Raw genomic sequence first — 24,194 nt, 5'->3', positions numbered from 1 at the left:
AATTAACTGTAGTTTTTCCAGCTAAATGCTGCAAATGAGCCGAATGGGATTAAATAACTGTAGGTTATACAGTTAATTAATCTCACTATGCAGTTTAAGTAACTTAACCCCTGCAGAAGTAACTCACAGCACCGAATGGATGGAGAGAGCAAATAGTAACAGTGTCGCAGTAGTTGGAGTAAGAAGAACCCCCGGCAGAAGTAACCTCACAGCATCATGTAGATAGAGCGAGCAAATAGTAACAGTGTCGCAGGAGTTAGAGTAACAAGAAGCCCAGCAGAAGTAGCTTCACAACACCGAGTAGATTGGGCGAGTAAATAGAACCAGTACCGCAGGAGTTGAGTTGGAGTAACAAATTACTGTAGAGAACTGACCGGGACTGTAGAAGGGCTGTAGACAATCAGTAGACGAGCAAAATCAGTCTCAACAATTATTTTAAATTTTAAAATGATGTCCGTACATCAAAAATATCTAAAATTCAATCATGAAAGCGTTGACACTTCCTTCTCAGGTTGTTATTATGAAACCATCAAAGAGGTGTTCAAAGAGTCGGGTTATCACTTCGTGCACGGAGAGCGGCCCCTGAACAAGCTCTTTAGCCAAGAAAAATAGAATGGCAGAGGATAGAGTATGGAACAAGAGAGACGTTTAACGATCAAGGAATTGGCCAAGCAAATCGGGGTTTCCGTTGCTACGCTGGACCGGGTGTTGAATAACCGGGGTAACGTAAAGCGCCAAACCTACGATAAGGTCATGGATAAGATCAAAGAATTGAATTATATGCCCAACAAATCTGCGAGCTTCTTGTCGCGGATGAATGATTACTCCATGGCGATAGTGTTCCCTGAACTTCCGGAATATTTCTGGAAGCAGGTGGAGAAGGGCGTTCAGATTGCAATCGATGAATTCCGCGATTACGGTCTTAATGTCACTATCATCCGCTCCGAGAAATACGATCTGGATCCGCAAAAGAAAATTGTGCAGCAATTGATCGATTCCGGAAAATATGACGCGATTGCACTGTCGCCGAACGATCCGCAGGAAATGGCCGATCTGATCGACCGCGGTGTGGATCAAGGGATTGCCATCTGTACGTTCAACAGCGACTCGCCGCTCAGCAAGAGACTGTTCTACGTAGGCTGCGACTACCGGATTGCCGGCCGCCTTGCGGCGGATGCGTTGTGCAAGTTTCTTGGAGGTAAGACCCGGGTAGGCTTGGTAATGTCCTACACCAATTTTCAGATGCAGCAGAAGGTGACGGGATTCCGTGAAGTCGTTGCGGAATACGACCATATTGAAATGGTCGGCCCGCTCAAATTAAGCCAGGAGGATTATGAATCTCCCGAGGCTTTCGCCGATTACTTCCGGCAAGCGGACGGTATTTACGTATCCAGTGCCCGGCTCGACGTCGTCGCCAAACATCTGGAAGAGTATCCCGCAGAGAACCGACCGGTTCTGATCGGTCACGACATGACGGACGAGACCTATCAGTATATGAAAAAAGGGATCGTCACCGCAACAATCTGCCAGGACCCGGTGAATCAGGGATATCTGACGGTCAAATCGATGTTCGACCATCTTGTGACCGGCGACAAAGTCGGCATGAAAGAAAACATCACCAAGCTGGAGCTGGTGACCAGAGAAAACGCGCGTTATTACATCTAAGCGGCTATTCGTAATAACGCTGTTTTTTACCTTAAAATGATGTACGTACATCATTTTATGATTGGCAATATGATTTGAATATGAGTGATGTTATGGCAGAGTTTGATGTCGGCATAACTGCCTACCGTTTTCTAAGACATCAGGACAAACGGCAGTGCATGCAAATAAACAACACAGTAGGGGGAAAGGTCATGTTCAAAAATGTAAGGGCTCTCATGGTGGCAATGGTAGCATTGGTTGTCTTGTTATCGGCATGCGCTCCAAAAACGGAGTCGGGTTCCGGCAATTCGGGAAGCTCAGGCAAAGACGGAGACAAGGTCGTCATTCAATGGTGGGATTCGATGACCAGCGAAGCCACTCAAGGTGCGTTGAAAGAGATCATCGCCGATTACGAAGCTGCTAACCCGAACGTAAAAATCGAACGGACTTATATTTCTTTTGCGGATATTAAAAACAAACTGCTGCTCGGATCGGTCGGCAATCAAATGCCGGACATCGTTTGGCTAGACAATCCCGATCACCAAGCATTTGCCGCTGCAGGCATCCTGGCGGACTTGACTGAACCGATCAAGGAATGGGGACAAGCGGATAAATATTACGAAGGTCCTTGGTCCTCGACCGTGTATGATGGCAAGAACTATGGGGTGCCGATCGGAAGCAACAACCTGGCCCTCTATTACAACAAAGATATGTTTGAAGCCAAAGGCTTGACGCCTCCAACGAACTGGGAAGAACTGAAAGAAGCCGCCAAGCAACTGACTACGAAGGATGTGTACGGTTTTGCAATGACCGCGGTGAAAACCGAAGAAGGCACCTTCCAGTTCCTTCCGCTGATGTACCAATCCGGTTCGGATATCCCGAACTTCAACAGCGAGGGTACGATCGAGGCGGCTACGCTGCTCCAGGATATGGTGAAGAACGGCTATATGTCCAAGGAAGTCATTAACCAGAAGCAATCCGATACCGTAGTGCAGTTCTCGACAGGCAAAGTGGCGATGATGATCAACGGTACCTGGCAGATTCCGCTCCTGAAAAAAGAAGGCAAAGTGAACTGGGGCGTTGTCCAATTGCCGGAGAACAAGCAAGGCGGCACCATTCTTGGCGGGGAAAACTGGGCGATTACGAATGCATCCAAAAACAAGGATATCGCCTTCGACATTATCAAATTCGCCAACGAGCCAGAACGTTTGAAAGCGTTTGATCAGGCTGCCGGACGCCTCCCAAGCCGTTCCGACCTGCTGCAGGATCCGTTCTGGCAGGATGACAAAGATCTGAAAGTATTTGCCGATGCGATGGAAGTCGCTAAAGCGAGAGCGTACGGACCGGAATATCCGAAAATGTCCGAAGCCATCCAAATTATGATTCAAGAAGTCATTTCCGGAAGCAAGACACCGGAGCAAGCAGTGAAAGAAGCGGGCGACAAAATTGAGCCGCTCCTGAAAAAATAACAACATTCGAATAGTTAGGCGGGATGCGCAGGGTCGAGAAAGAAAACCTCTGCGTGTCCCTCATACCAACAGAAATAGGGGGAGAGGTTATGTCCCACAAGTCAGGAGCAAGCGGGAGTTATACGCTGTCCCGTAAAGCGAAATGGTTTTCATCGTGGAACAGTTATTTGTTTGTATTGCCTGCGTTAGTATTTATGGTGATTTTCATCGGCTTTCCGCTGATCTACAACCTGATCATGAGTTTTCAGAACGTCAACGTTTACAACTTGAGCGGGAAACATGATTTTATCGGTTTCGCCAATTATATGAAGTCCTTAAAAGATCCCGTATTCTATACGGCATTGCAAAATTCCGTCGTATTTACGGTATTGAGCTTGTTTTTTCAATTTACGATCGGCTTTGCGCTTGCGTTGTTCTTTAATTTGAAATTTCCGGGACGCAATCTGTTCCGTTCCTTAATGCTGCTGGCCTGGATGCTGCCGGTGGTCATCAGCGGTACCGTGTTTCAGTGGATGATGTCCGGGGATTTCGGGGTCATCAACTATTTTCTGCAAACGTTAGGAATCATTGACCATCCGATCAACTGGCTGAGCGAAGGAAGCACCGCATTGCTCGGTACGGTGGTAGCGAACATCTGGATCGGGATTCCGTTCAACATGATCATTCTGTTGTCCGGTCTGCAAGGCTTGCCTGACCACTTGTATGAAGCGGCCAAGCTGGACGGGGCCAACCGGCTCGTGCAATTCCGGCATATTACTCTCCCGCTGATGCGTCCGACGATTCTCGTGCTGCTGATTCTGGGGATCATCAATACCTTCAAAGTGTTCGACCTGATTTTCATCATGACCTCGGGCGGGCCGGTAACGTCTTCGACTGTACTGCCGATTTACGCGTATCAAATGTCCTTCACGACGCTTGAATTCAGTCAGGGCGCTTCGGTGTCGATGATCATGTTCTTGATTCTGATCGTCATTTCCATCGTGTACCTGAGAATGTCCAGCAAAGAGGAGGTCCACTAAATGACAAAGACAAAATGGCGTTCCGCCGGTGGAACCTTGATCGGCATTCTGATTATGATCGTCTTTCTTTTCCCGGTATATTGGATGGTTAAAACCTCGGTCACGCCGGTTACGGAGCTTTATCACAATCCGCCTCATATTTTGCCGGTCGCGGCTACGTTTGAATCGTATATCAACAACTTTGTCCGCAACCAGGACATGATTGGCTATATCGGAAACAGCTTCATTATCGCCGCGGGAACCATGATTCTATCGCTGCTTCTGTCGGTTCCGGCAGCCTACGCTTTGGCACGGCTCTCCATTAAAGGAAAAGCGCTGATCATGATTTCGGTGCTGTCGATTCAGATGCTGCCGGGAATTATGATGGCGATGCCGCTGTATATCATGTTTTCCAAGGTCCAGCTGATCGACAATTTTGCCGGACTGATCTTCGCGGATCTGATTCACTCGCTGCCGTTTGCCATCATAACACTCCGTCCGTTTTTCCTGGCTTTGCCGGGCGGATTGGAGGAAGCGGCGAAGATCGACGGCTGCAACAAGTTCACTTCGTTTACTAAAATCATCTTGCCGCTGGTAAAACCCGGCTTGATGACGGTCGGCGCCTTCTGCTTCCTGTTCGGGTGGGGAGACTTTATTTTCGCCCTGACGCTGACCTCCAGCAACGAAGTTCGTCCGTTGACGCTCGGACTGTACCGCTTTATCGGGCAGTACGGCACTGAATGGAACAACCTGATGGCAGTGGCTACGCTGGCGGCTTTGCCGATCATCATCATCTTTGTGTCTATGCAGAAATATGTGGTCGGCGGCGTTACGGCCGGGGCCATGAAGGATTAAAGGCGGAATTGCACCGCCTGCCTATGAAAGGGGAGAGGGCATGAAGCCTTTGGTATATATTGCGCGGGAATTGCCTGAGGAAGCGGCGGAGTTCCTGGAACAACATTGCGAATGCCGGTATTGGCAAGGGCCGGGAGATATTACCGATGCCAAGCTGGCGGAGGAAGTCGGGGAGGCCGAAGGGCTGTTGGTGACGGGAACGCCGATTCATGAAAAGGTACTCGCCGCCGGCCCCAACCTGAGAGTCGTAGCAAATTTGTCGGCGGGATATAACAACTTGGACTTACAGGCCCTAAAAGAACGGAGAATCGTAGCCACCCATACGCCTTACGTCTTGGACGATACGGTAGCCGACCTGGCGATGGCGTTACTCCTGGCGTCCGCCCGCAGAGTGCCGGAGCTCGACCGCTTGGTGAAGGCAGGACAATGGAAAAAGGGCATGGATGCGGAACTGTACGGATTGGATGTGCATCATAAACGGCTCGGCATCATCGGTATGGGCCGGATCGGCGAGGCGGTGGCCCGACGGGCCAGTCTCGGTTTCGAAATGGATGTGGCGTACTACAACCGGCGGCGCAAGTCGGAAGCGGAGGAACGGCTAGGCCTGGCCTACTGCGGACTGGAGGAATTGCTGAGTACCTCGGATTTCGTTCTCCTTCTAACCCCGTTGACGCCGGAAACCCGGCATTTGATGGATGAGGCGCAGTTCAAGCTCATGAAGCAAAATGCTATTTTTATCAACGTTTCCCGCGGGGAGACGGTACGGGAAGAAGCGCTCGTCAAAGCGCTGGAGGAGAAATGGATCGCAGGCGCGGGGCTGGACGTCTACGAGCAGGAGCCGGTATCGCCGGACCATCCGCTTCTGCGGATGGACCATGTGGTAACCCTGCCGCATATCGGGTCGGCTACGGCCGAAACCCGGATCCATATGGCGATGTCCGCCGCAAGAAATCTGGTGAACGCACTGACCGGCCAATCGCCGCTCGATATTGTGCCGGAGCTTAGGCCGTATTTTTAATAAATATATATAGACAGGTGGAGGAACAGGGATGAAATTTACTGATGGGTATTGGCACGTAAGACCTGGGGTTACGCTCAACTATCCGGTGGAGGTTCGAAGCGTACGTACAACGCCGGAGCAACTGACCGTACTGGCTTCCTGCAAAAAAATCATCACACGGGGCGACACGCTGAATACCGCGATTCTGACCGTCAACTACACTTCCCCCATGCCGGACGTTATTGCGGTGGAACTGGTTCATCACAGCGGCAAGCTGCCTAAGGGGCCGGTATTTGAAAAGCATGTCGACGAAGGGGTACAGGTATCGGTCGAAAATGGCGAGGAGATCGCTACTCTGACCAGCGGAAATCTTAGTATTGAGGTCCATAAGAACGAGGGCTGGAGCACGCATTTCATGTACAATGGCAAGCGTCTGACCGGAAGCGGCTATAAGAGCCCTGGGCATATGAAAATGCCCGACCAATCTACCTACATTCGTGAACAGCTGGATTTGGGCGTAGGTGAATACATTTACGGGCTCGGCGAACGCTTTACGCCGTTCGTGAAAAACGGGCAGGTCGTCGACCTGTGGAACGAAGATGGCGGAACGTGCAGTGAGCAGGCTTACAAGAACGTACCTTTCTATCTCTCCAACTATGGCTATGGCGTGTTCGTCGACCATCCGGAGCGCGTCTCTTATGAAGTGGCTTCCGAGGTCGTATCCAAGGTGCAGTTCAGCGTACCTGGCGAAACGTTAAAATATTATATCATCGGCGGTTCCAATCTGAAGGAAGTGCTGAACAACTATACCAAGCTGACCGGAAAACCGGCGCTGCCCCCGGCCTGGTCTTACGGCCTGTGGTTGACGACGTCGTTTACAACCAGCTATGACGAGGGCACGGTAAACAGCTTCATCGACGGCATGATCGAGCGCGACATTCCGCTGCACGTGTTCCACTTCGATTGCTTCTGGATGAAGGAGTTCCATTGGTGCGATTTTCAGTGGGACAAGGACGTGTTCCCGGATCCACAAGGCATGTTGAACCGCTTAAAAAGCAAGGGCCTGAACATCTCCGTCTGGATCAACTCCTACATCGCGCAGCAGTCGTACCTGTTTGATGAGGGCAAGGAGAACGGTTACCTTGTGAAAACGAAGGACGGCGACGTCTGGCAATGGGATCGCTGGCAGGGCGGCATGGGGCTGGTCGACTTCACGAATCCGGCCGCGGTGCGCTGGTATCAGGACAAGCTGAGAGCGCTCATCGACATGGGCGTCGATTGCTTCAAGACCGACTTCGGCGAACGCATTCCGACGGACGTGGTATATTTCGATGGCTCGGATCCGGTCAAGATGCACAACTATTACACGCATTTGTACAACAAAGCGGTGTTCGAAGTGCTGGAAGAGACGAAGGGGAAAAATGAAGCGATGGTGTTCGCCCGCTCAGCTACGGCGGGAGGGCAGCAGTACCCGGTTCATTGGGGCGGCGACTGCTCGGCCACTTACAACTCGATGGCCGAAACGCTGCGCGGCGGTCTGTCGCTAGGTCTGTCGGGCTTCAGCTTCTGGAGCCACGACATCGGCGGCTTCGAGAGCACGGCCACCCCGGACCTGTACAAGCGCTGGTCCGCCTTCGGCCTGCTGTCCTCGCACAGCCGCCTGCACGGCAGCCAGTCCTACCGGGTGCCATGGCTGTTCGACGATGAAGCAAGCGACGTGCTGCGCTACTTCACGAAGCTGAAATCCACGCTGATGCCGTATCTGTACGGTACCAGCGTGGAGGCGACCCGGACGGGCGTGCCGGTCATGCGCGCCATGGTCCTTGAGTTCCCGGGCGACGCGTCCTGCGAAACGCTGGACCGCCAGTACATGCTGGGCGACTCGCTTCTCGTCGCCCCGATCTTCAACGACGAAGGCACGGCCAAGTATTATTTGCCGGAAGGCCGGTGGACCAACTTCTTGAGCGGCACCGTCACGGAAGGCGGCCGCTGGGTACAGGAGCGGCATGATTACTTCAGCCTGCCGCTGATGGTCCGCCCGGGCAGTCTGATCGCGGTGGGCGCGAACGATATGCGGCCGGACTACGATTACGCCGACGGCGTGGCCTTGCATCTGTTCGAGCTCGGCGACGGCGAGACGGCATCCGCTTCCGTATGCAACGCTAAAGGCGAGCATGAACTGGAAGTGAAGGTGACACATCAGGGAGGCAAGATGACGGTTACCGCTGAGGGAGCGGATAAACCTTGGGAGCTGGTACTGCGCGGCATACAACAGGTGAAGACGGTTCGCGGCGGTACTTCGTCGGAGGGATCGATGGGATTGCGCATTCTCGCTGAGCCGGGCGTCCGCAGCATGGAAATCGAACTTTAGAGGTAACAAATAGCTCGGCTATTAATGGAGACGGCTTTCTGATTTGTCAGAAAGCCGTCTTTTTGCGATGTACGGAATGAGATAATTGTCACAGAACGTTCACTTACGAGGTTGGAAGAGGGACGGCTATACTGATCAAAACTTCTAAAGGAGATTATTCAATTGCCGACAACAAGAAAAGACAGCTTTTATTTTGGATTGATGATGTGTTTCGGAATGGTAGTAGGTATGACGTTTTACAATCTGCTTATCAACGGGGTCATCGGCGAGATATCCGCCCTGAATCTCATCCTCGAATTTCTCGCAGGGTTCGTTATCGCCCTTGTGTTGGATATGTTTCTTGTAGGCCCGGCGGCCAAGAAGCTGGCCCTGAAGCTGCCAATCAATAAATCGAAGAAAGTTCATGTTATTATCGCCATTTCGTCCTGCATGGTGGCCGGGATGGCCTTCTGCATGTCCTTCTACGGACTGTTCACCTTCTGGCTAAGCCATAAAACAGGTATGGGATTGGGTGGAATTGTGAAGCAATATCCTGTTATTTTCGCAAAAAATCTGGTTATGGCCTATCCCTTGCAATTGCTGATCGTCGGTCCTCTGGTACGTAAGATGTTTGCCAAATATGTTAAGAAGGAAAAGTTTACGAAAGTAGCAGTATAGCGATATATAAGCGGATTTTACCCCTACCCAGACTCCCGGGATGAAGATACAATTTGTGTAAACGTTTCAATACGAGGAGGAAGAACGAATGAAGCTTCATTTTACCGGGGACGTGGCAGGGCTGTTGCCAGGCATCCGGGAGCTTTCGCAGGAGTTGTCGTTCATTGAAGCCGGAGACGGGCAGCAGATTCAAGTGGAGCTGTCGGGCGGGGGGCTGGAGGTTGGGCTCGAAGATGGAGCGGCTTACATACGCTATGCGCAGAAACATCAATTTTTCCGCGGGCTCGGATTGCTTGTGCAGTATGGGCGGAACGGAAGACCTTTTCATATAAAAGAGGAGCAGCATTTCGACACGATCGGGCCGATGTTCGATTTATCCCGCAACGGCGTGTTGACGGTGGACAGCTTCAAATTTATGCTGCGCAAAATGGCCCTGATGGGCCTGAATTCGGTCATGCTGTATATGGAGGATACCTACGAAATCGAGGGCGAGCCTTACTTTGGTTATATGCGGGGACGGTATTCGCAGGCCGAGCTCCGGGAGATCGACGATTATGCGGATCAGTTCGGCATCGAGGCTTTTCCGAGCATTCAGACGCTGGCGCATTTGGAGGAATTTCTGAAATGGGAGCCGGTATCGAAGTATAAAGATACAAAAGGGGCGCTCCTGGTCGGCGATGAAGCGGTGGAACGACTGATTGTGAATATGCTGGAGGCGGCAAGCGCGCCGTTCCGGAGCCGTAAAATTCACGTCGGTATGGACGAAGCCGAAGAGCTGGGCCGGGGAAAATACTTGGACCGGAACGGTTACCAATCCCGGTTCGACATTATGGCGGGACATCTGGAGCGTGTGCTTGAAGCCGCGCGCAGCCGCGGCCTAAAGCCGATGATGTGGAGCGACATGTTCCTCAAGTTCGCCTCGGCCGACGGCACTGAGCACTACGATGCCGAGACTCCGATTCCGGAGGAAATGGCCCGCCGCATTCCTAAGGATGTGGACATGGTCTACTGGGATTACGCGCATCAGGAGCAAGAGGATTATGAAAAGCTGATCGCCAAACATAAGCCGCTCGGCTGCAATCTGGTGTTTGCCGGCGCCGTATGGGTATTCAACACCTTCGGGGTCAACTACGGTCTCTCGCTGAACGCGACCGATGCCGCCTTGCAGGTCTGTAAGAGAGAGGGCATCCGTGAGGTGTACGCGACCATGTGGGGTGACGACGGCATGGAAAGCAACCCGTTCGGGGCGCTGCTGGGCTTGCAGTTTTATGCAGAGCATGCGTATTCGGCCGGGAAGCCGGCCTGGGAGCAGGTAACGGAGCGAGTCAAGTTCTGTACGGGGATCGATGCCGAGACGTTCCTGAAGCTGAAGGATCTCGACGAGACGCCGGGAGCGGAGCCGAATAACCGGAAGCAAAGTAATCCTTCGAAGTTCTTGCTGTACCAGGACGTGCTGCTGGGCTTGTTCGACAAACAGATCGAAGGGCTGGACATGTCCGCCCACTATGCAAAGCTGGAGCAGGATATCCGGGACCGGAGGACGAAGGACGCGGAGCTGGATTACATCTTTGAGGTGCCGGAGAAGCTATGTGCGGTGCTGAGGCGAAAAAGCGAGATCGGCATCGAGCTGAAGCGGGCTTACGACGCGGGGGATTGCGCGGAGCTGAAAGCGATCGCGGAAGAGGTGCTCCCGGCCATCGCGGAGGCGGTGAAGGAGCTCCGGGCCGCGCACCGGAGTCAGTGGCTGCGCATGTTCAAGCCGTTCGGCTGGGAAGTGCTCGACATCCGCTACGGCGGGGTCTTGACCCGGCTGGATACGGCTGCCGTCCGGCTGCTTGATTATGTGGAAGGGCGGATCGGGCGAATCGAAGAGCTGGAGCAAGAACGTCTGGTGTACAGCTCAGTCAACCGCTTCAATCAAAAAGGAGCGGGCTGGTGCAGCTATTATTATCGGATGGCCTCGCCTAACGTATTTTTCCACGTTCTGAATCCGTTCTGATCTCGTAAATAAAGACATCCGGACATAACAAAAGACCGATCCGTTTGAAATGGAATCGGTCTTTTTGTTTTGGCTAGACTTTCTAGACAACTAAGTATGTACTAGACGCTGCTTAGGCCGCGAAATTGTTGTGCGGCGGAAACGGATCGTTAAGCCGGTATGTAGTGTTGCTGGAATAGCCCCATACGAGCCATTGAATCGCGTAAACAATTGGCAGGAAGATGCAGAACAGGACGTGAGCGCCGTTCTTGCCGAATGCATTCAGCAGTTTCACTTGCCAGATGATCTGGAATACGAAATTGGCGACGGGAACGAGCAGCATCAACACCCACCAGCCGCTTTGCTTGATCAACCGAAGCTGCAGGATGTTACTCAGCACCGGGACGAAAGCAAACCATGCGATATGGTCCAGTCCCGCCTTCTTGGCCAGAGAGAAATAAGCGCCGGCAAACAAAACATAGAGTGCCAGAATGAGTAAAACAACAAACCACATACAAAAAATCCTCCTTCAAAAATGTTTGGAAAATAGTCAAATCCTTCAACCTTATTCGACAGGTTTTTATGAATTCCTCTTATTTAAATGAAGGAATTTTAATATTCATATGAATCGGAGTCCATTCTAATGACACAGCCTCCCGTCTCGCTAGATGAAGAAATAAGGGCCCTTCAGGGCGCTATTTGCTTGATGATCAGCGAGTGGTGGAAAATAGCGGACTTTCAGGGCCTTATTTCGCAGATAGGGGGCCTCAAAGACGATTATTAGCAAAATATAAATAAATAAGGCCCAAAAGGACCTTATTTTCGGGTGATGTTCAGATTTCATGGAAATAAGGGCCAGTATGGACCTTATGGCCGGGGGGGAACAAATTTAACTTTTAAAGAAGCTCTTTTCGTCTCTTTAAATAGATATACAGGATCAGGCTGGCGAAGGAACAGATCACCGCGCACAGGCCGATGAAGGCATACCCGGCTTGGAGGCCGCGCAGCAAGCCAATCTCCGATCCGTGCCCCGTTACGAAGAGCTGCTTGATCCCGTCGGTAATCGCTCCGATCAGATAGTTGCCGAGGACGCTGCCTACCCCCATTAAAGTTACGATAAAGCTGATGGCCGTATCGCTGTTTCCGCGATATCGATCCGCAATCAAGGCCATAATGGTCGGGTATACCGGCGCAATACCGATCCCGGCAATGGCGAACAATGCCGCCCCCGGCTCGCCTGCCAGAATGGCAGCAAAGGTGCAGATCCCCGTAAATCCCGCGAATAGGATGAGGGAGAGGGTATAGCCGATTTTATCCGTGATCGGGCCCGCAATGAGCCGGGCAAAGGTGAAGCAAAGGAAGAATGCGGACAGCATCCCGGATGCCGCGCCGGTCTCCCAGTGGTACGCCTTTTCCAGGAAGTTGACCAGCCAGCCTCCGACCGCCATTTCGGAAATGACGCCGAACGAAAGAATCGCTACCAGCAGCCAGATCACCGGGTCGCGCATCAGGGACTTGACCGGAATCCGGTCCTCCTCAGCCAGTTCCTTGGCTGGAAAACGGCCGAGCACGGCAGGGATCATAGGAATGAGGGAGAGCAGCAGAATAATCAGGTACATGCCTCTCCAATCGAGTGTATGGCCGCCGATGCTAAGCGTCATCAGCCCGGTGGCGAGCATTGGCGCGACGATGGAGCTGAGACCGTAGAAAAAGTGGGCGAGATTCATCATCGTCCCCATGTTTTTTACGAAAATTTGTGCGGCCAGGACCGCCAGCGCGATCTCCAGCATGCCGTTGCCGATGTACATGAGAAAATAGGAGCCCGACAGAGCCGGATACGTACGGGAAAAGAACATCAACACGCCCGTCAAGGCCATGAGGCCGAACGAAAGTGCGCTGACCCACTTGACGCCCCATTTGCGTACAAGAAAGGCGGTAAAGGAGCAAGCCAGCAGGTAGCCGAGCGAATTTAGCGATAAGAGGGTCCCGATTTGCATTTCATCCAAATGGAAGTCGGTCTGGATGCGCGGTATCGCAGGGCCCTTCACATTTTCAGAGAATCCGAAAATAAAAAAACCGATAAAGACGGTTAGCATCGGGAATAGAACTTTTATGCTGCGTTTTGTTTTAGCCTGAGCAGGCTGCAGATTTGCCATGTGTCCTCCAAGAAGCGGAAAATTTAGGTCCGGGCTTGGGGCTTTCGCCACAGCTGCCGAACACAAGGGAAATCGTATCACAATGTTCAGGATAAAGACCATATAACTATTTGAGATATTTTCAAATAAGTGCTTCCACACAGGAAGACCCCCTTTAGCCCGGATAGCCGGAAAAAGAGGGTCTCTGTACTACTGGTTAATATCGCATTTGTTCATAATAAAAGAGATTTGGTTCTCCAGCCGGTTGATCCGTTCCTGAGACTCTTGATCCCCGGCGTTTTGTCCCCGAAGGGTCGCAAGCTCCTGCTTGAGTTGATGGAGATCGTCTCCGGCGCTTGCGCAGTCGTAGTTGCTTTCAAGATTGTCCAGCATCGCGTCTTAAATCCTCCTTGGTAAGCGTGTAGTCCTTTCTATTATGGAGAATTATTCCGCAGCTATTCACGGATTACACGAGCCTTTTCCGAATCGCTCCCGAGATCAGGTCAATTACCGTTATCATGACAATGATCCCTAGCAGGATAATCCCGACACGGTCCCAATTGCGGGAGCTGAGCGCAAAAATAAGCGGAGTACCGATGCCCCCGGCGCCGATAACGCCGAGAATGGTAGCGGACCGCAGATTGATTTCAAATCGGTAGAGCGTGTAGGACAGGAAGCCGGGCAGTACCTGCGGCAGAACGGCAAAGCGCAATATTTGCAGCCGCGTCGCTCCGGCGGCGATCAGCGCCTCCGACGGACCGGGATCGATCTGTTCGACTTCATCGGCGAACAGCTTGCCGAGCATGCCGACGGAGTGGAGTCCCAGCGCGAGCACGCCCGCGAACGATCCGGGACCGACCGCTTTGATGAACAGCAGCGCCATCACGATCTCCGGAAACGTCCGGATCAGGCTAAGCAGTATTTTGCCGGAGCCGGAAACCGCTCTGAATTTGCTCATGTTGCCCGCCGCCCAAAAGGCAAACGGGATGCAGAGCAGGGTAGAGATGAACGTTCCCAAAATGGAGATAGCCAGCGTATCGAGCAGTCCGCGCAGCAAATCCTCGCCGTCCGGCAAGTAGACATAATCCCAATCGGGGGAGAACAGGCCGGACAAGATCGCTTTTGTGACTTGCCCGGCCGTTTCCTTAATGCCGTTGAACGGAATCCCCGCAAATGCCCATATATAAATCACGGCCAGCGCGGCATAGATCAGCCAACGGGAAGCCTTCTTTTTCGGCTTGGGTGCGATTTCGTTCCATGGTTTGGTCGTCATAGCAATTTCCCCCGCAGTTTAGTGCTGGCATAATCGATGATTAAAACGACGGCAAGGGTGAACATGATGATCATGCAAGTCTTGTCGTATTCGAAAAAGCCAAGCGTCACCTCATAATAATGGCCGATGCCGCCGGCCCCGACGAGACCCAGCACGGCCGCGGCGCGGACGTTAATTTCGAACGTATACAGGGTAAACGATACGAAATGAGCCCGGATCTGGGGGATTACGGCATAGACGATAATTTGGATCAGATTCGCACCGGCTGCGGTCATGGCCTCCAGCGGCCCGGGGTCGATGGCTTCCAACGCTTCGTAAGTCAGCTTTGCAATCAAGCCTAGCGAGAAGACCGATAAGGCAAACATACCAGGCAAAGGCCCAAGACCGAAAACCGCGACAAAAAGAGCGGCCAGCAGCAAATCGGGAACCGTACGGATCAAGTTGAGCACGAAACGGGCCGGATAGGTAATCCATCGGTTCCTGATCAGATTGGCCGCGCATAAAAGCGCGACAGGGACGGCCAAGATGGCTCCGACCGTCGTTCCGATCAGGGCCATGCGGATCGTCTCAAGCATCGCTTCCGCTATGTTATCGAGATAGCTCCATTTCGGCGGAAACATTTCGCGCAGCAGATCGAGCATATTCGGAAAGCCTTGAACAAGCTCCTTCAGAGTCGAATCCGTCTGAGCGGCGCTGCCCCAGATCAGTAGCAGAATAAAGGCCAGGGTCAAATAATGTTTGAGTTTGCCGGGCGCCTTTGGGCGGACAACAGAACTCAAAGGCGGGTTAGCCGGTTCGGGTTGGGTATTCATACGGCTGCTTCCTCCAGCATTTCTTCCTTGCCGATCGGCCGGCCGTAAATCTCGGCGAACCGCTCATCCGTCGCCTCCGAAACCGGGCCGTCAAAGACGATCTCCCCGGCTCTAAGGCCGATGATCCGGGTGGCGTATTGCCGGGCCAGATCGATAAAATGCAGGTTTACGATGGTCGTGATACCGGATTCCTGGTTGATCCGCTTCAAATCGTCCATCACCTGCTTGGTCGTTAGCGGGTCCAGAGATGCGACCGGCTCATCGGCCAGAATGATTTTGGCCTCCTGCGCCAACACCCTCGCGATCGCCACTCGCTGCTGCTGCCCGCCGGACAATTCGTCGGCCCGGACATAAGCCTTCTCGGCGATGTTCACCCGGTCCAGCGCCCGGAAGGCCAGTTCCACATCTTGTTTGGGGAACTGGCCTAACACGGTGCGCAGGGTAGAGTGATAGCCGACGCGCCCCGCCAACACATTGCGGAGCACGGAGGTTCGCTTCACGAGATTGAAGCTCTGAAAGATCATGCCGATATCCCGGCGGATCATGCGCAGTTGTTTACCTTTGGCTGCTGTAATCGACTTGCCGCCAATGAGAATTTCTCCCTCGGTAATATCGTGGAGCCGGTTCATCGACCTCAGCAGGGTGGATTTGCCGGCGCCGGACAATCCGACGACGGCCACGAATTCCCCTTGGCCGATCGTCAGATTGATATGGTTCAGTCCCTTGGTTCCATTAGCGTAGGTTTTGGATACATTTCGGATTTCAATCATCATTTACTCCGTTTTCACCTTTTCGCCGTATTCACGGACGATATCAAAAATGCTGTCTTCGGATTTTACATAGCCTTCATGCGTATAGATTTCGGAAATGATCTTGTGGCCTTCTTCGTCTTTGCCGATCTCGATAAAGGCGTTTTGCAGCTTCTCGATCCATTCCTGGCTCATATCGGAGCGGACGCTGATCGTGTCGTTCGGAATCTTCTCCGTATACGTCAGCACGCGGGTATCTTCAAACACAGTAGGGTAATCGTTCTTCACCACATTACGGGCATCCTGGAAAATCGCCGCCGCATCGACATCCCCGTTCAGTACGGCGAGTACGCCTTGGTCATGTCCCTTAACGGTGATCGGTTCAACATCCTTCAACGGATCCACTCCCGCTTCCAGCAGTTTTCCTGCCGGCCATACATAACCTGCGGAGGAAGTCACGTTTTGGTAAGCGATCTTCTTTCCTTTGAGGTCCTCTACCTTTTGAATCGGCGAGTCTTTCTTCACGATGATCATCGCTTTATAGAAATCGACCAGTTCGTCCGTCGGTTCGCCGGTCTCGTCTTTAACTCCAAAACGCTGCGCTTGCAGGATTACTTCAGCTGCGCCTTTTTCCTTGGCAAGCACATAAGCGGTCGGCGGCAGGAAGCCGACATCGACTTTTTTGGAAGCCATGGCTTCAACAATGATGTTGTAGTCGGTCGATACGCTGACCTCTACCGGGATACCGATTTTGTCCGACAACAGCTTTTCAAGCGGCTTGGCCTTGGCTTCAAGCGTATCGGCGTTCTGGGAAGGAACGAATTGCACGGTCAGCTTCTCTGGAACATAGCCCGTCGTTTCCGGTGCCGAGTTGTTCTTGGCGTTCTCGCCCTGCGAGTTATTCTGGCCGGCATTTGCCGCAGCTTTTCCTCCGGTGTTGGTGGCGGCTTCATTAGCGCCGCAGCCGCTGATTACGGCAATGGACAAAAACAGGGGCATCATTAATTTCGTGATCTTTTTCAAACGGTATGACCTCCACTTTTTTTATTGGATGAATCGGGTCTTGCTGGTTTCACTATAAAGTTGGACTATTAACGGACCGTCAGAGAAATGATAATTTTTTGTAAAATTCAAGAAATTTAATATAAACCTGCATTTTGATTGCTAGAATTTGAGATGAATGTTAAGGAAGGGGCGATCCCGATGAAGATGGAAGCCGAGTTCGAAACGAGGAATATGGCCAAGACAAAGAAGACAATTACGCTGCTGGCGACCAGCGATATTCACGGGTATCTCTATCCGACGAATTACCGGACGCGGGATGAAGTAGACCTAGGCCTTGGGAAACTGGCGGCCATCATCCGCGAAGAACGCAGGCAAGACCCTGATTTGCTGCTGCTGGACAATGGAGATATCATTCAAGGTTCGCCGTTAGCTGCGTATGCGATAAAGCATGGAGCTGAAGTTCATCCTGCGATCGAGGCGCTGAACGCGCTCGGTTACGATGGCGCCGTACCCGGTAACCATGAGTTTAATTACGGCCTTGAACCGCTCAGCAAAATAATGAAAGATTCTTCGTTCCCCTGGTTGTCCGCCGGAATAACGATGCAAGGGAGTTCGGAGCCTGCTTTTGGCCAGCCGTATCTCATTAAAATGATAGAAGGCATTAAAATCGCGGTACTGGGCGTCACCACGCATTACGTTCCAAACTGGGAAAATCCCGCGAACATCCAGGGACTTCGTTTTCATAATGCGCTGGTAACGGTGAAGGAGTGGGTACCCCGCATCCGGATGGAGGAGCAGCCGGACGTGATGATTGTGGCCTATCACGGCGGATTCGAGCGGGATTTGCGGACCGGCGAGGCGGCGGAGAAATTAACCGGCGAGAATCAGGGGTATGCGATGTGCGCCGAGGTTGACGGCATCGATGTGCTGATCACCGGGCATCAGCACCGGTTGCTTGCCGGAGAGGTTCGCGGCGTAACGATCATCCAGCCGGGCTGCAACGGCCAGGCGATCGGCAAAGTCAGCGTGGAGCTGGTCCATGAACAGGGCCAATGGACGATACGGCATAAGCGGGCGGAGCTTTTGAAGCCCGATGGGCCGCTGGAAGCCGATACAGCCGTGCTTGCATTGAGCCGGGAGCTGGAGGAGCGGACGCAGCGGTGGCTGGATGAGCCAATCGGGCGGACCCAGGGCGACATGACGCTGGATAGCCCGCTGGGATGCCGGCTTGCGGAGCATCCTTTTATCGAATTCGTCAACCGGGTTCAGATGGAGAAGGCGGGCGTTACAGTTTCCTGTACGGCGCTGCTTCACGAGGAATCACCGGGATTCGGGGAGGTCATCACCCGGCGGGATGTGCTTGCGAATTTCGTGTATCCGAATACGCTGGTCGTGCTGCGGCTGACCGGACGGGATATCCGGGCGGCGCTGGAGCAGACGGCCTGTTATTTCACGGTGGGGAAGGACGGGGACCTAGAAGTGAATCCGGTTTATCTGGAGCCGAAAGCCCAGCATTACAATTACGATATGTGGGAAGGCATCGAATACGTATTGAATGTGGCTAAGCCTGAGGGAAGCCGGGTAATCCGATTGCTGTATGAAGGCGCTGAGCTATCGGATGAGCTGGAGCTGGATGTCGTCATGAACAGCTACCGGGCAGGCGGGGGCGGGGATTACGATATGTTCCGGGGCAAGGAGGTCATCAGGGAGATTTCCGCGGATACCGCCGACTTGGTCGAGGAGTATATCGGTCGGCATATGACGATATCAGCACTTTGCAACAACAACTGGAAGGTGGTGCTGGAGCCTTAAACCGCGACCAACGGCCAATCAGCACTGTCATCCTTTTTGAGATCCGTTTAGAATGGAATTATGGCGCCCGGCAGCAGTTCCGTGCTCGCCTTAAGTGATAACCAAAGGGGCTGTAACATCTATGACGATCTCCGGCCATACCTTGCTCTCGGGCCTTTTTCTATTCATCGCATTACTGGCGGCGTTATCCATCGTCTTCTCCAGTTGGAGGAACGGGATCTCGCCTATGCCTACCTCGGCCCCCGTACGACAAGCGGTCATTACCGAACTCAGCAAGCTGAGCGGCATCGAAACGATCATTGAGGCCGGGTCGGGCTGGGGGACGCTTGCTTTTCAGGCCTCGCGTCTAAATCCTGGATGGCGTATCATCGGCATCGAGAATTCGCCCGTGCCGCTCGCGGTTTCCCGCTTGATATCAAGATGGCAGTCTAACCGGAATACCGTTTTTATTAACAAGGATTTGTATGAGTATGCCTTTGAGGAAGCGGATGCGGTCCTCTGTTATTTATATCCCGGAGCGATGAGCCGGCTTGACCCGATTTTTCGTGAAAAGCTGGCTTCCGGAACCTACGTGATCAGTATTTGCTTCGCGCTTCCCGGCTGGACGCCGGAACGGGTGGTCACTTGCAGAGATATGTACCGGACGAAAATCTACCTATATAAAACTCCGCTTTAGAACTCCGCAAAGGACTCGGCACCAAAAATTTCCTCATTAATTGCATAATTCGACATAATTCTTCCACGTGGAACATTTTTCGACAAGGAGCCTCGCTTTGCGGGGCTCCTTGTATAGCTCTAAGTATTTATTTTAGCTTTCAAAATTTATATGTGTTCAGCGGTTGAAGGTACGTCGGGTAGACGTTTTCTTACGCCGTCTTAGGTGCTGGGGAGAATCGTTCGATCAACGCTGCCCGGGTCATTATCAGCCGCAGGGGGATCAGTTTCTCGGCATGAGGGCCGATGCGGGCTCCGTTCCGCGGGTGGAAAACCGTAAGCAGCAGCCGTAGGTAAGAGGTGGTCAGTGACCGGAAGGTGCCTTGTTTCAGAGGATGCGTTTCAAAACCTAATCCGTGGGTAATACCTCTGTGCAGCAAGGTGATCCCCTGCAGTGCTTTTACATGCCTAAGTTGGGGAAGGTTTTTCACTTCCTCGCTGATTTGGCGCATCGAACTGCGCGTCAGCCGGGCTACCCGCAGCGCGACCTGGTTGGCATCGTGGGTACGTAGCATATCCAGAATGAACCGGTTGTCCAGATGGAGCTCCCCGATCCAATCGCCCGTACGGATCAAGGTCCCATCCTGACAAGCAATGCTCGGCCCATGGTATTTGATCACGAACATTTTACATATGCCGTAATGCCCGGAATAAAGAGAGCGGGCCCTGCCGAAACGGTCGAACCATTGCTCCCAGCCCATCCAGGCCCATTGAATGAACCGTTTTAAATATGTGGCGTTCGCAGGCTGCATCTTTGATCCTCTCTTTCACTATACATATCGTAATGCCGTCTTCAGTATAACGACTGCCGGGGCTTATGAAACCGGCCGGATGTCGCAATCCCGGCAGGACTGAAGTCCAGTCTGTATACTAGACCCTGTGCCTCGTGCGCAAGAAATCGACAAGAAACATTTTTGTAAAATCAAGGGAAAGATCGCGGTTTTGTAGTAAAATAAATAAAACATCAAGCCGGTAATGGAGGAAAGGGATGAAGGATTTTAGGGATCGATTCAGTTCCATCAGAGATAAACAAAATCAGCTGAGCAAGGAATATCAGGACCTTATGGCGGAGTTTGAAGCCAACGATGCCGTAAGGGAGAACGAGAAGCTGCGCCGGGAGTATGAAGAATACAAGCAGCGGGTCGGCGTATTGGAGGCTAGGCTGCATGTTTTGGAAAAAGAAAACGGCGGGCTCCGCCACGCCCTCTCCGAACAGATTCTGGACGAGAAGCTTAATTTGATCAAAGCGTCGCGGGAAAAGCTGGAGACTTATTTTGCAACTACGGGGCCTGGGCATATGAACCGTTTGGATGCGGTGGAGTATGGCGCCAGACAACGGATGCATGCGCTTTACGAGCAAGCGGAGAGACATCTGGGAGCGGATAAGGAGGTCATCACCGCCAAACTGGGACAGTTCCAGGAAGAACTGAACCACCGTATGGCGGACCATCGCCGGCATGTATTGGAGGAGGACCGGAAAATCCGGCAAGAAGCGGCGCAGGGATATGAGCAGCTGGTAACGGAAGGCGTTAGCGAAGAGACGATGCAGCGCCGGATGAAACAGAACCGGTTGGAAATGAAAATCGGAATGAGCTGGATCAACAAGCTGGCGATTTTGCTCATCATTTTGGCGGTAGGCACATTTTTTAGATATTCCTTTTCCGCCTGGTTCAACGACTATATGAAGGGTGGAGTCATCTTCTTGCTGGGGGCGCTGATGCTGGCCGGCGGAGCATGGCTGTTCCGGAAAAACAAACAGGTCTTCGCGCTGGGGCTGCTCGGCGGAGGCATCTCGGTATTGTACGGATCGGTATTTTACAGCTATTTTTTATTGGAAATCCTCAGTTTATTTGTGGCGCTGGCCATTTCGATCCTGATCACGGCCACGGCCATTTTGCTGTCGCTCAGGTATGAATCCCGAACGATCTGTTCCTTCGGGCTGGTAGGCGGATATCTGCCTTTCTTTTCTTACATGGCGGCATACGGTCTGGAAGGAAGCGCCGTATATGTCTCGATGGGCTACCTTTTCCTGTTGAATGCGCTGATTCTGATCATTTCATTCCGCAAGCATTGGCTGGTCGTCAATTACATAAGCTTTGTTTTTAATATCGTGTCGATGCTGGTGCTCGTGTTCATTGCGGATCTTCCGGCGGTAGGCATGCTGTATTCCGTCGTTACGTTCCTGATGTATCTGGGCATTACCTTGTATGTTCCGTTTAGAAATAGAACCAAACTCTCCTGGTGGGATTTCGCCCTGCTCACGCTGAATACGGTCATCAATTGCGCGACCCTGTACAGCTTGCTGGAGCGTGCGGATTGGAACCATCTCAGGGGCTTGCTGGCACTGGTATTCTGCGCGGCGTATTTTGGGCTTGCCCGGATGTCCCGCAAGTATCTGGAGCCGGAAAAAGAAACCCGACTGCTGTTCTACGGAACTTCGCTTACGTTCTCACTGCTAATCGTTCCGTTCCAGTTCGGCATTGCTTATATGTCCCTGGCATGGCTAATCGAGGGGATTCTACTGTCGGTACTCGGCCACCTTTACCGTTACAAGCAGCTGGAGCGGATCGGCTGGGGGATCGTGGGGCTTTGCCTTGGCGCCTTCTTGCTGGTCGATTCCTGGGTCAGCCTGTTTAATCAGGATGCGCTTGATTTTTCCTGGAAGTACACCTTTGTCTCGCTGGGGCTGCTGGGGCTCATTTTGTTCTATGCCATTCGGCTGCAGGATGCGGGAGATGCGAGACGCTACGGTTCGGGAGAAACGACTCTGCTTTCGGTTATGAAATATGTGGCGCTCGTCAATACCTGGCTGTACCTGCTGTATGAAACTGGCCGTATCTATAAACGGCTTATGCCTGGGGGAGCGGACCTGTACGACTTCTACAGAGTGCTCCTGATCGGCGCCGTCACGTTGGTTGCGGCTTACGCCTTGTCCAAGACAACGGTTCTCTATGATCGTTTCGTCAAGTATTACACCCGTATTTTGTACGGTATCGGATATCTTGCTTGTATGGCGGTCACCTTTACGATCCCGGCGCTAAATCCGTCCGGTTCCTATAATTCAGCTGAGAATATAATGGCCCTGGTGATTCTGATCGGCTTTAATTTACTGGTCTTTTTCAGCGGACGCGATTTGATCATCAGCATTTTTGAAGAACAAATGGGGATGCGGGAATGGATTCCGGTCATTCTTGCGGTGTACCTGTTCGGTACGATTACGGCATTCCTTGGCGTGCAATTCAGGCTGGGGCATATCGGATGGCTGTTTAGCCTGACGTATTTGCTGCTTGCGATCGGATACATCGTTTACGGGTTCCGGCATAAATATCTCGTGATCCGGCGGGTTGGATTGGGCTTGACCCTGCTTTCAACCGGTAAAATGCTGCTGTTCGATTTGAACCTGATGTCGACGGGCAGCAAAATTGTGGCTTATTTCAGTTTCGGAGTCGTGCTGCTGGGGATTTCCTACATTTATCAGAAGGTATCCAACAAGTTGGGAGCAGAAGAGGAGAACATCTCGGCGGACTCGCAAGGTTAAAAAGATAAAGGGAGACTCTCCTGATGAACATGAACTGGAGTTCGGGGGCGGCAAAAGGCTTCCGCTTAATTTCCACCCTGCTGCTGTCATTGGCGCTTATGATTGTGGTAACAGGGTGTTCGAGTGATAAAGCGGCCGGGAATTCCCCGGCCCCACATTCTATAGCTCCTGATAAAATAGCCCCGGATTCTACAGCTGCGACCGTGGTGCCTGGACGATACTTGATTTCAAACTACAGTCCTGTAAATGTGGGTTTCGCTGAAGTGACCGCCCTGAACGCAGAACAGAGCCGATATCATTTAAGCTTGTCGGTCGTCAGGGGATTCAGCCACCATAACGGCGCTATGGAATTTGATTTCGGATGGGACGCTGACATGTCCGAATTTAAGCCGGAGGATGAGGAGTTCAAGGATGTCTCCTTACGATTTACGGAAAATTCACTTACTGTGGATTATCCGGGCACAGGATATGGCGGCATGAACGCCGAGCCGAAGGGGACTTACTACTTATCGAATTCCGATAGCAAGGAGGCGTCGTTTCTAACGAAGCTATATGAATTGTTTGGGCTGCCGGAAGCCTATAGCAGCGGTTATTCCGACGTTTACACCTTCGAGCTCGACGACACACGGCTTTTGTTGCTTGTAGAGTCTCAAAACACTCTCGATAAGAGCGAAGTAGCCGAGCGACATCTGGCTCTGTATGATATTCCGGCCCGAAGCCTGGAGAATTTGGGGGAGGCAGCGGACTACAATGTGGCTGATAACCGGGATAAGCTGCAGTCCTTGGGAGCGGATAAGGATCTTGTCTACAGGGTGCTCCGCAAATCCTACCATGATCGGCTCATCGATTTGGAAATGCAGAAGTTTGATGAGGGCGAGCCGGGATTTTTGAATACGGAGGAGTACAAATTAAGTGAGCAAGAGGCCTTCTATATTGCAACTGGACTGAACAACATGACCAGGTACGTTAATAACGCCCGGGGAGAAGACAATATCGGGTCGATCTTTATTATGGAGGTTGACCGCTCGGATGAAGCAACCGTGGTCGTTCACCTTTACGAGCTTGTTCGAAACGGGGAAGATGACGAACACACCGCCACCAGTGACTGGCTGGAAGTAGACCGTGCCTCGGGCCGGGTAAGCAGCAGTTTGTTTGATTAACCGAATAGAGTTATGCGGCTTCGC

At 52.3% G+C, this 24,194-nt stretch carries 20 protein-coding genes; 12 read left to right on the top strand and 8 right to left on the bottom strand.

All coding sequences use genetic code 11. The annotated features are described in order from the left end of the window. Nucleotides 1–630 precede the first annotated feature (630 nt). The 8 genes from KB559_RS17005 (at nucleotide 631) to KB559_RS16970 (ending at nucleotide 10,993) form a co-directional block, all read left to right on the top strand. Complete coding sequence (locus tag KB559_RS17005; protein ID WP_211023138.1) at nucleotides 631–1,665, top strand: LacI family DNA-binding transcriptional regulator; 1,035 nt, start codon at nucleotides 631–633, stop codon at nucleotides 1,663–1,665. A 191-nt stretch (nucleotides 1,666–1,856) separates the two neighbouring features. Further along, the gene (locus KB559_RS17000; RefSeq protein ID WP_211023136.1) at nucleotides 1,857–3,113 is read left to right on the top strand and encodes a sugar ABC transporter substrate-binding protein; all 1,257 of its coding nucleotides are present in this window, start codon (nucleotides 1,857–1,859) and stop codon (nucleotides 3,111–3,113) included. 89 nt (nucleotides 3,114–3,202) lie between these two features. Then, complete coding sequence (locus tag KB559_RS16995; protein WP_211023134.1) at nucleotides 3,203–4,132, top strand: carbohydrate ABC transporter permease; 930 nt, start codon at nucleotides 3,203–3,205, stop codon at nucleotides 4,130–4,132. Beyond that, on the top strand, nucleotides 4,133–4,966 hold the full coding sequence (locus tag KB559_RS16990; RefSeq protein ID WP_211023132.1) for a carbohydrate ABC transporter permease: 834 nt from the start codon (nucleotides 4,133–4,135) through the stop codon (nucleotides 4,964–4,966). Nucleotides 4,967–5,006: 40 nt separating this feature from the next. Then, nucleotides 5,007–5,984 carry a 2-hydroxyacid dehydrogenase gene (locus KB559_RS16985; protein WP_211023130.1) on the top strand — a complete coding sequence of 326 codons (978 nt, stop codon included), beginning with the start codon at nucleotides 5,007–5,009 and terminating at the stop codon, nucleotides 5,982–5,984. Between the two features lie 31 nt (nucleotides 5,985–6,015). Then, nucleotides 6,016–8,337, top strand: a complete 2,322-nt coding sequence (gene yicI, locus KB559_RS16980; protein ID WP_211023129.1) for an alpha-xylosidase — start codon at nucleotides 6,016–6,018, stop codon at nucleotides 8,335–8,337. A gap of 162 nt (nucleotides 8,338–8,499) precedes the next feature. Beyond that, nucleotides 8,500–8,994: a DUF2798 domain-containing protein gene (locus tag KB559_RS16975; protein ID WP_211023128.1), complete on the top strand. Its 495-nt coding sequence runs from the start codon at nucleotides 8,500–8,502 to the stop codon at nucleotides 8,992–8,994. 88 nt (nucleotides 8,995–9,082) lie between these two features. Continuing rightward, complete coding sequence (locus tag KB559_RS16970) at nucleotides 9,083–10,993, top strand: beta-N-acetylhexosaminidase (protein WP_211023127.1); 1,911 nt, start codon at nucleotides 9,083–9,085, stop codon at nucleotides 10,991–10,993. A 112-nt stretch (nucleotides 10,994–11,105) separates the two neighbouring features. Here the strand turns inward: KB559_RS16970 and KB559_RS16965 are convergent, their stop codons facing one another. The 7 genes from KB559_RS16965 to KB559_RS16935 form a co-directional block, all read right to left on the bottom strand. Beyond that, entirely contained in the window at nucleotides 11,106–11,486 is a 381-nt protein-coding gene (locus KB559_RS16965) for a DUF5684 domain-containing protein (protein WP_247681900.1), read from the bottom strand. Nucleotides 11,487–11,868: 382 nt separating this feature from the next. Then, nucleotides 11,869–13,128, bottom strand: coding sequence for an MFS transporter (locus KB559_RS16960; RefSeq protein WP_211023126.1), 1,260 nt, complete (start codon nucleotides 13,126–13,128; stop codon nucleotides 11,869–11,871). Nucleotides 13,129–13,317: 189 nt separating this feature from the next. Further along, complete coding sequence (locus KB559_RS16955) at nucleotides 13,318–13,500, bottom strand: DUF2524 domain-containing protein (protein ID WP_211023125.1); 183 nt, start codon at nucleotides 13,498–13,500, stop codon at nucleotides 13,318–13,320. A gap of 73 nt (nucleotides 13,501–13,573) precedes the next feature. After that, nucleotides 13,574–14,380, bottom strand: coding sequence for a phosphonate ABC transporter, permease protein PhnE (gene phnE, locus KB559_RS16950; protein ID WP_211023124.1), 807 nt, complete (start codon nucleotides 14,378–14,380; stop codon nucleotides 13,574–13,576). Beyond that, on the bottom strand, nucleotides 14,377–15,192 hold the full coding sequence (gene phnE, locus KB559_RS16945; RefSeq protein WP_211023123.1) for a phosphonate ABC transporter, permease protein PhnE: 816 nt from the start codon (nucleotides 15,190–15,192) through the stop codon (nucleotides 14,377–14,379). The genes phnE (KB559_RS16950) and phnE (KB559_RS16945) overlap by 4 nt, the downstream gene beginning before the upstream one ends. Beyond that, entirely contained in the window at nucleotides 15,189–15,962 is a 774-nt protein-coding gene (phnC, locus tag KB559_RS16940; protein WP_211023199.1) for a phosphonate ABC transporter ATP-binding protein, read from the bottom strand. The genes phnE (KB559_RS16945) and phnC overlap by 4 nt, the downstream gene beginning before the upstream one ends. A 3-nt stretch (nucleotides 15,963–15,965) precedes the next feature. After that, nucleotides 15,966–16,964 (bottom strand): phosphate/phosphite/phosphonate ABC transporter substrate-binding protein, encoded by a 999-nt coding sequence (locus KB559_RS16935; RefSeq protein WP_481856467.1) that lies wholly within the window; start codon nucleotides 16,962–16,964, stop codon nucleotides 15,966–15,968. Between the two features lie 213 nt (nucleotides 16,965–17,177). Here KB559_RS16935 and KB559_RS16930 point away from each other — a divergent pair, with 213 nt between their 5' ends. Beyond that, a complete protein-coding gene (locus tag KB559_RS16930; RefSeq protein WP_211023194.1) occupies nucleotides 17,178–18,758 on the top strand; it encodes a bifunctional metallophosphatase/5'-nucleotidase in 1,581 nt (526 codons plus the stop codon). Nucleotides 18,759–18,879: 121 nt separating this feature from the next. Then, nucleotides 18,880–19,434: a class I SAM-dependent methyltransferase gene (locus KB559_RS16925; RefSeq protein WP_211023122.1), complete on the top strand. Its 555-nt coding sequence runs from the start codon at nucleotides 18,880–18,882 to the stop codon at nucleotides 19,432–19,434. Nucleotides 19,435–19,624: 190 nt separating this feature from the next. Here KB559_RS16925 and KB559_RS16920 read toward each other — a convergent pair whose 3' ends face one another. Next, entirely contained in the window at nucleotides 19,625–20,224 is a 600-nt protein-coding gene (locus KB559_RS16920; protein WP_211023121.1) for a YkoP family protein, read from the bottom strand. Nucleotides 20,225–20,460: 236 nt separating this feature from the next. Here KB559_RS16920 and KB559_RS16915 point away from each other — a divergent pair, with 236 nt between their 5' ends. Then, a complete protein-coding gene (locus KB559_RS16915; protein ID WP_211023120.1) occupies nucleotides 20,461–23,010 on the top strand; it encodes a DUF2339 domain-containing protein in 2,550 nt (849 codons plus the stop codon). Nucleotides 23,011–23,033: 23 nt separating this feature from the next. Further along, a complete protein-coding gene (locus tag KB559_RS16910; protein WP_211023119.1) occupies nucleotides 23,034–24,170 on the top strand; it encodes a hypothetical protein in 1,137 nt (378 codons plus the stop codon). Nucleotides 24,171–24,194 lie beyond the last annotated feature (24 nt).

The sequence above is a fragment of the Paenibacillus sp. Marseille-P2973 genome, from assembly GCF_018101095.1.
GTDB lineage: Bacteria > Bacillota > Bacilli > Paenibacillales > Paenibacillaceae > Fontibacillus > Fontibacillus vini.
The sequence above is the reverse complement of the archived record's forward strand: the minus strand, read 5'-3'. Positions and strand labels throughout refer to the sequence as shown.

Excerpts from the sequence above, each read along its gene's own strand:
- KB559_RS16920 (WP_211023121.1), bottom strand. The coding sequence starts at position 20,224 with ATGCAGCCTGCGAACGCCACATATTTAAAACGGTTCATTCAATGGGCC.
- KB559_RS16915 (WP_211023120.1), top strand. The coding sequence starts at position 20,461 with ATGAAGGATTTTAGGGATCGATTCAGTTCCATCAGAGATAAACAAAAT.
- phnE (WP_211023123.1), bottom strand. The coding sequence starts at position 15,192 with ATGAATACCCAACCCGAACCGGCTAACCCGCCTTTGAGTTCTGTTGTC.
- KB559_RS16955 (WP_211023125.1), bottom strand. The coding sequence starts at position 13,500 with ATGCTGGACAATCTTGAAAGCAACTACGACTGCGCAAGCGCCGGAGAC.
- KB559_RS16970 (WP_211023127.1), top strand. The coding sequence starts at position 9,083 with ATGAAGCTTCATTTTACCGGGGACGTGGCAGGGCTGTTGCCAGGCATC.
- KB559_RS17000 (WP_211023136.1), top strand. The coding sequence starts at position 1,857 with ATGTTCAAAAATGTAAGGGCTCTCATGGTGGCAATGGTAGCATTGGTT.
- KB559_RS16925 (WP_211023122.1), top strand. The coding sequence starts at position 18,880 with ATGACGATCTCCGGCCATACCTTGCTCTCGGGCCTTTTTCTATTCATC.
- KB559_RS16985 (WP_211023130.1), top strand. The coding sequence starts at position 5,007 with ATGAAGCCTTTGGTATATATTGCGCGGGAATTGCCTGAGGAAGCGGCG.
- KB559_RS16910 (WP_211023119.1), top strand. The coding sequence starts at position 23,034 with ATGAACATGAACTGGAGTTCGGGGGCGGCAAAAGGCTTCCGCTTAATT.
- KB559_RS16930 (WP_211023194.1), top strand. The coding sequence starts at position 17,178 with ATGGCCAAGACAAAGAAGACAATTACGCTGCTGGCGACCAGCGATATT.
- KB559_RS16965 (WP_247681900.1), bottom strand. The coding sequence starts at position 11,486 with ATGTGGTTTGTTGTTTTACTCATTCTGGCACTCTATGTTTTGTTTGCC.
- phnE (WP_211023124.1), bottom strand. The coding sequence starts at position 14,380 with ATGACGACCAAACCATGGAACGAAATCGCACCCAAGCCGAAAAAGAAG.
- yicI (WP_211023129.1), top strand. The coding sequence starts at position 6,016 with ATGAAATTTACTGATGGGTATTGGCACGTAAGACCTGGGGTTACGCTC.
- phnC (WP_211023199.1), bottom strand. The coding sequence starts at position 15,962 with ATGATTGAAATCCGAAATGTATCCAAAACCTACGCTAATGGAACCAAG.
- KB559_RS16990 (WP_211023132.1), top strand. The coding sequence starts at position 4,133 with ATGACAAAGACAAAATGGCGTTCCGCCGGTGGAACCTTGATCGGCATT.
- KB559_RS16960 (WP_211023126.1), bottom strand. The coding sequence starts at position 13,128 with ATGGCAAATCTGCAGCCTGCTCAGGCTAAAACAAAACGCAGCATAAAA.
- KB559_RS16995 (WP_211023134.1), top strand. The coding sequence starts at position 3,203 with ATGTCCCACAAGTCAGGAGCAAGCGGGAGTTATACGCTGTCCCGTAAA.
- KB559_RS17005 (WP_211023138.1), top strand. The coding sequence starts at position 631 with ATGGAACAAGAGAGACGTTTAACGATCAAGGAATTGGCCAAGCAAATC.